Origin of the sequence: Paraburkholderia podalyriae (genome assembly GCF_014397785.1) — a bacterium.
In the GTDB taxonomy this organism is placed as follows: Bacteria; Pseudomonadota; Gammaproteobacteria; order Burkholderiales; family Burkholderiaceae; genus Paraburkholderia; species Paraburkholderia podalyriae.
The window spans coordinates 1-460 of sequence record NZ_VZQQ01000297.1; the positions used below are offsets into that span (position 1 = coordinate 1).

The following is a 460-nucleotide window of genomic DNA, read 5'->3' on the forward strand; positions in this document are numbered from 1 at the left end:
TGTCGATCTGCTTCGCGAGTTGCTCGGACTTGCGCCCGAAGTGCATCCGCCTGAGCTTGTCGATCTGCGCCTTCAGGCGCTCGATCTCGTCATCTCGCGCGGCGAGTTCCTCCACCATCTTCGCAATTGATGCCTGGTGCTCAAGCAGCGATGCCTGTTGCGCGAGCACCATGGCACGGAGCTCGGCGACAGTATCGGGAAGCGGCGCCTGATCGGACATGCGTCGCAGTTTACGAGCCTTCCTCGCGGTTTACAACATCGAGAGTGCGGCGGTGCGTCGTGGCTGTCGCCAGTCGATTCCCTCGAGCAACATCGACAACTGTGCGCTCGTCAGATGGATCTTGCCGCCATCGGCCTGTGGCCAGATGAAACGCCCTCGCTCCAACCGTTTCGCGAGAAGCCAGAGCCCGTCCTCAGTAGCCCAAAGCACCTTCACGAGATCGCCGCGGCGCCCGCGGAA

General features: G+C 62.2%; 2 protein-coding genes. Both read right to left on the reverse strand.

Annotation, left to right across the window (positions count from 1 at the left end; genetic code table 11):
- On the reverse strand, window positions 1–220 hold a 220-nt coding region (locus F6X42_RS46695; protein WP_446686588.1), incomplete at its 3' end, for an IS66 family transposase.
- A gap of 30 nt (window positions 221–250) precedes the next feature.
- Window positions 251–460 (reverse strand): IS66 family insertion sequence element accessory protein TnpB (gene tnpB, locus F6X42_RS46700; protein ID WP_187639795.1); only part of this gene is annotated, 210 nt, incomplete at its 5' end.